The organism is Buttiauxella sp. S19-1, from assembly GCF_022134725.1.
GTDB lineage: Bacteria > Pseudomonadota > Gammaproteobacteria > Enterobacterales > Enterobacteriaceae > Buttiauxella > Buttiauxella ferragutiae.
In genome coordinates this window covers 20804-30099 of record NZ_JAHWLU010000054.1, presented here as the reverse complement: position 1 = coordinate 30099, position 9296 = coordinate 20804, and the positions used below count along the sequence as shown (strand labels likewise).

General features: G+C 46.1%; 8 protein-coding genes, 3 tRNA genes and 3 pseudogenes. 11 read left to right on the top strand and 3 right to left on the bottom strand.

The features are described 5' to 3' along the window. Together MES37_RS13415 and MES37_RS13410 are read right to left on the bottom strand one after the other, a co-directional pair. A pseudogene (locus MES37_RS13415) lies at nucleotides 1-847 on the bottom strand (YfcC family protein); the annotation flags it as partial. Nucleotides 848-852: 5 nt separating this feature from the next. After that, a complete protein-coding gene (locus MES37_RS13410) occupies nucleotides 853-1992 on the bottom strand; it encodes a M20 family metallopeptidase (protein WP_237931726.1) in 1140 nt (379 codons plus the stop codon). Between the two features lie 114 nt (nucleotides 1993-2106). Here MES37_RS13410 and MES37_RS13405 point away from each other — a divergent pair, with 114 nt between their 5' ends. The 4 genes from MES37_RS13405 (at nucleotide 2107) to MES37_RS13390 (ending at nucleotide 3549) form a co-directional block, all read left to right on the top strand. Continuing rightward, nucleotides 2107-3030 (top strand): LysR family transcriptional regulator, encoded by a 924-nt coding sequence (locus MES37_RS13405; RefSeq protein ID WP_208111304.1) that lies wholly within the window; start codon nucleotides 2107-2109, stop codon nucleotides 3028-3030. 221 nt (nucleotides 3031-3251) lie between these two features. Next, nucleotides 3252-3327: transfer RNA gene (locus tag MES37_RS13400), tRNA-Gly, on the top strand. Nucleotides 3328-3376: 49 nt separating this feature from the next. Next, a tRNA-Cys gene (locus MES37_RS13395) sits at nucleotides 3377-3450 on the top strand. Between the two features lie 12 nt (nucleotides 3451-3462). Beyond that, nucleotides 3463-3549 (top strand) — tRNA-Leu (locus tag MES37_RS13390). A 244-nt stretch (nucleotides 3550-3793) separates the two neighbouring features. Here the strand turns inward: MES37_RS13390 and MES37_RS13385 are convergent. Then, nucleotides 3794-4534: a hypothetical protein gene (locus tag MES37_RS13385; RefSeq protein WP_237931724.1), complete on the bottom strand. Its 741-nt coding sequence runs from the start codon at nucleotides 4532-4534 to the stop codon at nucleotides 3794-3796. An 80-nt stretch (nucleotides 4535-4614) separates the two neighbouring features. On the opposite strand from MES37_RS13385, the gene MES37_RS13380 reads away from it, so the two are divergent. From MES37_RS13380 to MES37_RS13355, 7 genes and pseudogenes are all read left to right on the top strand, one after another. Next, nucleotides 4615-5595 carry an integrase family protein gene (locus tag MES37_RS13380; protein ID WP_273694113.1) on the top strand — a complete coding sequence of 327 codons (981 nt, stop codon included), beginning with the start codon at nucleotides 4615-4617 and terminating at the stop codon, nucleotides 5593-5595. Beyond that, the gene (locus tag MES37_RS24945; protein WP_443107146.1) at nucleotides 5559-5816 is read left to right on the top strand and encodes a tyrosine-type recombinase/integrase; all 258 of its coding nucleotides are present in this window, start codon (nucleotides 5559-5561) and stop codon (nucleotides 5814-5816) included. The genes MES37_RS13380 and MES37_RS24945 overlap by 37 nt, the downstream gene beginning before the upstream one ends. 376 nt (nucleotides 5817-6192) lie before the next feature. After that, the gene (locus tag MES37_RS13375) at nucleotides 6193-6564 is read left to right on the top strand and encodes a hypothetical protein (RefSeq protein WP_237931722.1); all 372 of its coding nucleotides are present in this window, start codon (nucleotides 6193-6195) and stop codon (nucleotides 6562-6564) included. Nucleotides 6565-6589: 25 nt separating this feature from the next. Further along, nucleotides 6590-7120: a hypothetical protein gene (locus MES37_RS13370; protein ID WP_237931720.1), complete on the top strand. Its 531-nt coding sequence runs from the start codon at nucleotides 6590-6592 to the stop codon at nucleotides 7118-7120. Nucleotides 7121-8130: 1010 nt separating this feature from the next. Continuing rightward, a pseudogene (locus MES37_RS13365) lies at nucleotides 8131-8559 on the top strand (type I restriction-modification system subunit M N-terminal domain-containing protein); the annotation flags it as partial. Beyond that, nucleotides 8558-8665, top strand: a pseudogene (locus MES37_RS13360) (YgjP-like metallopeptidase domain-containing protein); the annotation flags it as partial. The pseudogenes MES37_RS13365 and MES37_RS13360, both read left to right, overlap by 2 nt. A 41-nt stretch (nucleotides 8666-8706) precedes the next feature. Next, the gene (locus tag MES37_RS13355) at nucleotides 8707-9198 is read left to right on the top strand and encodes a hypothetical protein (protein WP_237931718.1); all 492 of its coding nucleotides are present in this window, start codon (nucleotides 8707-8709) and stop codon (nucleotides 9196-9198) included. Nucleotides 9199-9296 lie beyond the last annotated feature (98 nt).

Here is a 9296-nt window from a genome sequence, read left to right as displayed (position 1 = left end):
ACATTTCATCCGTTCCCCAGTGAAACTTAATTGTTCCGCCGATGAAAATCAGTAATGCCAGCGCCGTGGTTGTCAGAATCAGTTTGTGGCGGCCAGATATCACCATTCTGCTTTCTGCCGATGTGTCCAGTTGAGGGCGACCACGGCCCTGAAGCCGCTCGCGGCGAACATGCCAGATTAAATACCCCACGGCAGTGGATACAAACAGCAGGCAAGTCAGGCCGCGTAATAGCATTCCGGAAAACAGTGGGAGTTGAGCTAAATGTTGAGTTAGCCCAGTGGTGGCAGGATTTAAAATAGCGACGTTAAATCCGGATGCGCAGGTTAAATACACCAGCGAGGCACCCAGAATTGGCGGCAAGCCTATTGAGCGTGCAACCAACAGACCAATGGGAACAAAGGCTACGACGGCGTTGACTACCACTCCTGTGGTACCCAATAAAGCAAAAATCACGCCGAAGACCAGGATAATACGCGTATCGCTTAGGTGAGTGCTGCGTGACAGATGATTAAGAACTGCGGCGATAGCTCCGGTTGATTCCACCACGGCCAGCACGCCGCCAGTAAACAGTATTAAGAAGATAATTGGCGCGGATTTGACCATACCGCTGACAATCGCTGTAAATATCTCAAGCGGGTAGATTCCAGATTGTGGGACGGCATGCAGGCTGTCTTTCACGGCAAACTTAATCCCGTCGCGGGTGATGAAGTCAAATTCTCCGGCGGGAATTAGCCACGTTGCCAGTGCTGCCAGCACCAGAATAATAAACAGCAGCAAATAGGGACTTTGCCCGCTTTTGGGCGGCGAAATGGCAGCATTGTCGTTATTAATATTTAATTGAAGCATCGTATTTACCCTTCAATAGTCACGTTACCGAGGATCATTCCGGCGACCAGGGCCGCACGGGGGGCAATGTCAGCAATAAGAATATGTTCGTGCCGGGCGTGAATTCCTGCGCCTGAGGCTCCAAGGCCGTCCAGGGTAGGCAAACCCATAGCAGCGGTAAAATTACCGTCACTGCCGCCGCCAACAGCTTTCCCTTCAACAGAAAATTCCAGTGCGTGTGCCACTCGCTGTGCTCTTTCAAGAAGAGCAGTGGATGCTGGAGTTTGCCGCATTGGCGGGCGATTCTGGCCCCCCGAGACGGTTAATGAAACCGCCGCGGTATATGGCGTGAGTTGGCTAATAGCATTGTGAATACGTACCGCTTCTTGCTCGCAAGTGACCCGGGTATCAACACTCAGCTCAGCATGCTCCGCCACTACGTTCGCGCGGCTCCCGCCATGCGCTATGCCGACATTGACTGTCGTGCCGAGTTCAGGAGCATTTAAACTATGCAGGAACAGAATTTGCTGTGCCATTTCCTGCACCGCGCTAATACCTTCTTCCGGGTTATTACCCGCATGAGCGGCTAACCCCGTTATAGAAACGTCATAACGACCTGTCCCTTTGCGGGCGATTTTTAACGCGCCGCTGCCTGCTATAGCGGGTTCCATCACCAGAACCTGAGACGAGCCTTGTGCATGATGTGATAGCCAGTTTTTTGAGCCGGGGCTGCCCAATTCCTCGTCACTGTTACATAAGAAAACGACGCGCTGGCCGACTAATAGATCCAATGCTGCGAGGGCGCGTACTGCCCAGATGGCCTGCACCAAACCGGCTTTCATATCTAATATGCCTGGGCCATGAAGCTTGCCGTTATCTTCACGCATTTCCAGAACACCTGTATCCCATACGGTATCAAAATGCCCCAGAATGGTGGTTTGTGGCTCGTCATCACCGAAAGTGAATTTGAGGTTATTGCCAAAGTGTTGCTGCGCATCCACTTCTGCCGGTATCCCCAGACGTTTCTGGAAAATATGCTGTAGTACTTCACCGCAATGATCTACCGCATTTTTGTTAGTGGAAGGGGACTCGGCCTGCACCAGTAGCTTGATATCAGCAATAATTTCAGAGAAATGTTGCTGCAAATAATCTTTTATATTTTTCATGTTGTGCCCTTTCTGTCTTCAGGATCATGGACAGTATGCGCAGGAAGGGGTGTTAAAAAAATGTACTGCAAATGCTAATATTGTTGACCTGAGAGCAACAGACAGGCGAAAAATATGATGTTGTCCACGTATCCTGAAAAGCCCATAAGCTATTTGTATTTGGTTGGTGAGCATGGTGGCATTCGCCGCGCAGCAGATGTCTTGGGCATTAATCCGTCAGTTGTGAGCCGACAGCTTTCATTTCTTGAACGGAGCTTGCAACTGCCGCTGCTCGAACGGCGCGGGCGTAACGTTGTACTGACGGAGGCAGGGCTGCTGCTGGCAGATGAATATGCAAGGACTTGCCTGCGGCGGGAACAATTAGAACGCCAGCTTCAGGATCTACGCCATATGCGCGGTGGATCAATTAATATCCGTGTCGGGCAGGGGATGGTTGAAGATGTGGTTAAGTATGTTGTGAAGGAGTTTTCCGCGGCCTATCCCAGTGTCTTTGTGAATTTGATGTCAGGTGATATGCAAACGACGGTGATGCTGATTACCAAGGGTGAAGTGGATATGTCAGTCAGCTTTGGGCCAACGGGGGCTCACGGATTAACATGCCATAGTTTTAACCGTGGCCCGATTTGTGCCATTGTCCCGCCGGAACATCCTGTTGCGAGTTTGCCCAGTGTTGGAATTGCCGAACTGGGCCAACATCGACTAATCGCGATGAATGAAAACTTTGGCCTGCAACGCTACATGAATGCCATCTTTAAAAGTGAAGGGGTGATTTATACGCCCTCATACTGCTGCAATTTATTTTCCAGTGCCATTGCCTTGAGCCAGGCGGGACTCGGTATCGCGTTTATGACCGCACAGTCGATTAAAGAGCCATTGGCGCGTGGTGAACTGGTGGCTGTTCCTATCAACCACCGTTTAGCGCGTGAGAGCCAATGTCACCTATTGCGTAACGGAGATCATCGTTTAACGCCTGCCGCTCATTATTTCTGGCAACTGTTGTGCCGCTATTTCAACGCGGAGGAAAAAGGAGATATTTGATCCTTTCCTCTTTGATGAGCTAATTTTTAGCCGCTTTGGGGCGGTAATTGCGTGAAGCGTGATCGGTACGGTGCAAAATTCAGCAAACGGAGCGCGGTAACTGAAAATTTCGTTGACTCACCGCGTCAGGTAAGTAGAATGCAACGCATCGAACGGCAGCACAGCTTGCCAGAAGATAGTAAAATCAAATGATTAGCTTTAAGCTTAATTAAAATGATTTTGCGGGAATAGCTCAGTTGGTAGAGCACGACCTTGCCAAGGTCGGGGTCGCGAGTTCGAGTCTCGTTTCCCGCTCCAAATTTATGTAGCAGAAATTCTGTTACAGCCTGCAAAGGTAAAAAGTTTTGGCGCGTTAGCAAAGCGGTTATGTAGCGGATTGCAAATCCGTCTAGTCCGGTTCGACTCCGGAACGCGCCTCCACTTTCTTCCCGAGCCCGGGTGGTGAAATCGGTAGACACAAGGGATTTAAAATCCCTCGGCGTTCGCGCTGTGCGGGTTCAAGTCCCGCCCCGGGCACCATGGGAATAAAAGCAATAAAATCAATGATAAAGCAGTGTCGTGGAAACCACCTTCGGGTGGTTTTTTTATGCCTGAAATTCACGTCCTGTGCATATCCTGTGCTCACGGGGTGCAATGAGCTGCAATCTCCAGCCTGGCAATGCCGAATCGAACGTGTCGCCTCTAGCATAGAGAACCAGGCCGCTTTGCCTGTTTCCCGCTACTCTTCCGGGAAGGGGGGGCCTGCTGAGCAAGCTGTAATGCTCTAGCCACCCTGAGTACAAAGTTGCTTAATTCGTGCAATCACCTCATCTCTGTACTTCTGGTGTCCGCGCATAGCCCTTGGATGGGCAATTCTATAACAGATTGTATTACCGGTTTTGAACTCCCACAGCTTCCCCGGAATGACTGAAGAAGTCACATAGCCGCCTAGCTCAGTAAGCACCTGTTTTATGATGTAGTCTGTTCTCTGGGCTCCGGATGCAAAGATGATGAAATCAGGCTCAAGGTGTTTAATTTGTACCGCCAGCAGTTTCAGCGAGGCTAATATGACTTCCTGCACTTCATTTTGAGGGCGATTGAGAGGGGTCAGTCCGTCGTAATCCCACGCCAGTAAATTGGCATACACGATTGACTGAGGATGAATATCGAGCTCCCGGGCAAGCCGGAAATGATATTGCGTGAAGCGGCTACGTGATTTGAGGTTTGTGGTGCCATCATTTTGTACCGGAAGATGATTCCTGTAACGATCTACAGCCTCTGCAACCACCTGCCCGATGGTGACGTCAGGTATAAGTCCCAACACCCGTGATATCGTATTCTTACAATTCAGCGTATTCCAGCCAGCGGTTTCACGTCCAACCAGCATGATTTTTACCGGTGAGTGCCCGTATTCTTCAAAGGGCACAGGTAAAAAGACGCCTGAGTATTTATCCTCATTCAGGTTAAATGACTGGGCGTCAACTTCCTGTAATATCCGTTTGTACGCGTCTAATAGCCTTTCCATTCTTCAATCCTATCCCGTAATAAATACACCTTCAGATATATATTATTTTCATGATATCAATCAGATACATGAGGATAATTATGCAAAAATCCTTCCGATTCACCAATTCATCCATCAAAGCCCTTCCGGCAAACACAGATACCAGGTCTACAGAGCTTGAGGTATCTGATACCGAAGTAATTGGCCTCAAATGCCTCTCAGGTCGAACGGGTAACAAACGTTTCCTCCTGCGCTACACATTCCACGGTACCAAAAAAAGTATCAGTATTGGCAGATTCCCTGAAATCGATGTGGGGACAGCCCGTCAGATAGCTCGTCGTCACAAGGAGGCGATTGCACTGGGAAATGACCCTAAGGCAGAGCGCGATAATTATCGGGCGATGCCAACGCTTAGTGAGTTTTTTCACCAGACCTATGTTCCGTTCATCAAGCGCCATAAAAAGTCCTGGGATAAGGATGTTCAGCGTTTCACGCAATACATTGAACCTCGTCTGGGGAAGATACGTTACTGCGACCTTCGGGCCCGGGAAATCCAGCAGGTGCTTTTCGACATGCTTGAGGGCCGTATTCACGGCCAGCAGTATGCACCGTCTACCTGTAACAGGGCACTGGCTATTCTGAAAACTATGGGGCGTTATGCGCTACGACAGGATGTCCTTGAGAAGAATGAAGCCGATAAGATCCCTTTGCTGAAGGAGAACAATCAGCGGACGCGCTTTTTTGACGCTGATGAGATCAGGAGGATCCTCGACGCTGCGGCACGATATCCCAATAAGGCTGCCGGGGGACTGATAGCCATGCTGTTGTTAACCGGTACCCGCAAATCAGAAATGCTTAACGTCATGCACAAACATATTGATCGGGATAACAGGTCCTTGTTCATTCCTTATACTAAGAATGGTCGCAGCAGAACTGTGTATCTCAGTGATGTCGCGTTGTCGATTATTGATTCGATCCCACGGGCTGGCAGCAATCCCTATCTGTTTGCCGTAAAAGATAATGGAAAACCGATATCTGAACCCCGGTGGCCTATGAAAAAATACTGGCAGAGTGCGGGATAGATAAAAGTGAAGTCTGTTTCCACACCACGCGCCATTCCGTCGCATCATTACTTGTCTCCAGTGGACAGTACAGTCTGTATGACGTTAAAGCCCAGTTGGCGCATGCCAGTATTCAGAGTACGGAGCGCTACGCAAAACTGACACCAGAGCGAATGCGTCAGACCGGGCAGGGTGTTACCGACCTTCTATTAACCCCCGTAGCTACCAGTAAAGAACAGTGATTTTAGCGTCCCTTAACGTGGAGAATGATTATGCCGTTAAAGTGCCCTAAGTGCGGTAGTCAGAATACAGTCACAGAAACTGCCGGAAAGATAGCAGAGGTGACTCGCGATGACCGGTTCCTGACATCGACATCCGGTTATATTAGCCCGGATCAATTACCAGAATTGCTTAAAGAAATCATCAGGGCGATACAACGTCTCTTTGGATTCCTTGAACAGCGTGAAAGGAATAATGCTCCAGTGCTGATCTGCAAGGATTGTGGATATTATGAAAGAATATAGATGACCACTGAAGGCAATTCCAGATTCTTTACCCTGTCTATGTAACCCCGATACTTAAAACGTATCGGGGTTTTTTGTTTATGAGGATTGTTCAATGAAATATGTCTCGAACTGGCAAGACCTGCCGTCGCTCCTTCTTCCCGATTCAGTTATGACTGTCTTGAGAAAAGAACTGATACTCCCATTTGATGATGAATCTTCCGCAATGAATTTTTGGGGGGAGGTCGGTGTGACATTAATGTACATTGAACCCGGTGATGTTCCCGAAAATATTAAACAACACGTATTGGATGTCATTCATCATTTAATTGCAAACCCTGAGTTCGTGGTCCATCTGACAGATGAATATTACTTGATGCTATCAATTACAGAAGATAATGGAAATGGTATTTATCTGTTGTTTCATCCCAATTGTCCTCTGGACGGGATTGATACGTTAATGTCTATGGCGGAATCACGCCTGTAAATTAAATTAAAATAAGGAGAAGAAAATGAGAAAATCAAAGTCAGGAAAAAATAATAATGAACACGATGAGCTGGAGTTGAATAATGATTTAAGTGATGTTGAAAAAGGTATCACTGAAGATGAGCAAATATTACCTGAAGAGAGTTATAAGCTGCTCATTGAATCAGGACAGGCGGAAAAAATTAGTCCTAAAGCCAGTGGTATGCTGACATGGCAACTGGCAATGTCTGAAACGGATAATGAACTTTATCTGCGTCTCCTGGCAAATGGCAGCGGAGGATTGTTCTCTAAGGACTGGATTTCACTTTCTAAAATTGAAAGTGTGCTCGAAGTACAACCAACGACGGGCTTCACATCTGGTGTATTCAGACCTCTGTTTAAAGGGGCTAGTGCCAATAATGCTGGTTTTCTGGCTGCTGTTCTACGCTCGCCAGATATATGCCTGCTGGAGGCGCATCCGGAGAAATTATTTACGCATGTTTTATATGCTGACTGGCGGGTAAGACTGAAAACACTCAGCAAAGTTGGTGATGGAGAAAAGAACGCGGAGGATTAATTCTTTACCAGTACGTACATACAACCAGAAACGGCTACTCACCACTATTCATCTTCTTCAGGAAAATTTATGAGTGCAGAACTCTATGTGTTCGATGATTTTGTCTTGACTATTTTTAATGTATCTAGAAATGTTAGTAATCCGGCCATTCAACGTTAGTTCATCAAGCAATATACCATTTTCAATATTGCGAATTTCATCGCAATGTTCAGATTGAAAAACTATCTCATTTAATTCATAACTCGACGTATTGCGTGGCGATGCTGATATGTAATCTAAAATGGTATGCTCGACTTTGATTTTTTGTTTGTATTTTTTAATGCACTGTTTAATTGTTTTTTGTAGGGTGTTTGAGATGTGTTTTTTATATTATTTTAGGAAAACCGGCTCTAAAAAATGTGAGGAGAAGATTAACTGCTGGCGAGATAATTTAATCTCAGGCTTGATCAATTTAATCCGGAAAACTCTTCCTTCCAACTCATAGCTGAACATGGAAGATAAGTCATAGTGGGGTGATAAATGTTCGAGTAACGAGATTCGTGTATTCACTAGCCGCTTGAATTTATGGTCAGCATACATAAGTGTTTTTTTATTTGCTCATCGTAAAGTGGGCCGATAACGCAATTGGCAATACTCATACTATCCGGAGACCTCCAGTCAACAGGGGAATCACATTGACGGCCACCATTACTATCAAAGGGCATCAACGTTGCCGATTATGGATGATGTCAGCTTCACACACCAGAACGGGTGATATATGGATCATCATTACCCCAACGGCAGTTTTACACCATGGCTAATATGGATGCTATCTTACTAAGATAATTGGTTTTTAGCGAGTGACGAGCCAGGTTGTGTCGGTCTATCGCATGTCGATATTACGGGGATGATGCAAACCTGAATGCTGCGATATTGGCGTGTCAGGGGAGGCATCTTACGGTATCATTTACCGCAATTTTTTCGATGCAAAGCCCTGCATCGCTAGCTTTTTCTGCTGACCAGGAAGATTCATGAACGATAAAATCAGTCAGGATACGATCAACAAAGCCCTGTGGGCCGCGTGTGATACGTTCCGTGGCACCATCAGTGCTGATACCTATAAAGACTTTATCCTTACGATGCTGTTCCTCAAGTACATTTCAGATGTCTGGCAGGATCACTATGACGAATATAAAGAACAGTATGGCGATGCGCCGGAACTGATTGAAGCGATGATGGCTAACGAGCGTTTTGTGCTGCCAAAAAGTGCCAGCTTTTATGCGCTGTACGAACGTCGCCATGAGCCGGGCAACGGCGAGCGTATTGATCAGGCATTACACGCCATTGAAGAAGCCAACGGCACCAAACTGAAAGACGCCGGGAAAAGCGTGTTCCAGGATATTTCGTTTAACACCGATCGCTTGGGTGAAGAAAAACAGAAGAACACCATCCTGCGCCAACCACAGTGAAGAGTTTTACCGTCTGATGGGTCAGGTTATGCCGGGCTGGGAAAAGGTCAAGAAACGGCTCGACGGAATGGCGGGGATGTTGTTGGCTGATATGTGATTTTGGGGCTTATTCTAATTTAGAAACTAATCGGGGAAGTTATGTATTCAGTATCAAAGTATATTTTTTATACCACTCTGATTCTTTATGTCCTGACATTACTAACTGTCAGCTATGTTGGTGTCTATTTAACTTATGTGGCTATTCCGGTGATTGTTGTTTCTGGATTATTAATGAAACTTCTCGGTAAAAAAAAGAGTAAATCAGGAGAAGTATCAAATGTTGTAGCCAGGGTGCTCAATGATACAAATGCCGGTCTGGAACGTTTTAATGAAGGCATGCACTGGTTCAATGAGAAAAACAGAATCATAAATGAAAAAACAAAACCTCTTAACGAACAAATTCATGCAATAAGAATGAAAATGATTGAGCCGGAGGTAAAGTTAAAATATGAAAGTGACCCTGAAAAAAGAAAAACACTTAATGCTTTAATTGAAAGTATGGAAAAAGATATCAGGATTATAGAATCCCAGAAAGATGAAATTAAAATGGCGATAGAGATAGATATTGCCCGCAAGAGGATTAATGAATAATGTTTGAGTTTTCTGCATGGATATTGATTAACAGTGAAAGTTTTCAATAACTAAAATATCAAACAAATGGCATAGTAAACATGATTGTTAAAGGGAGG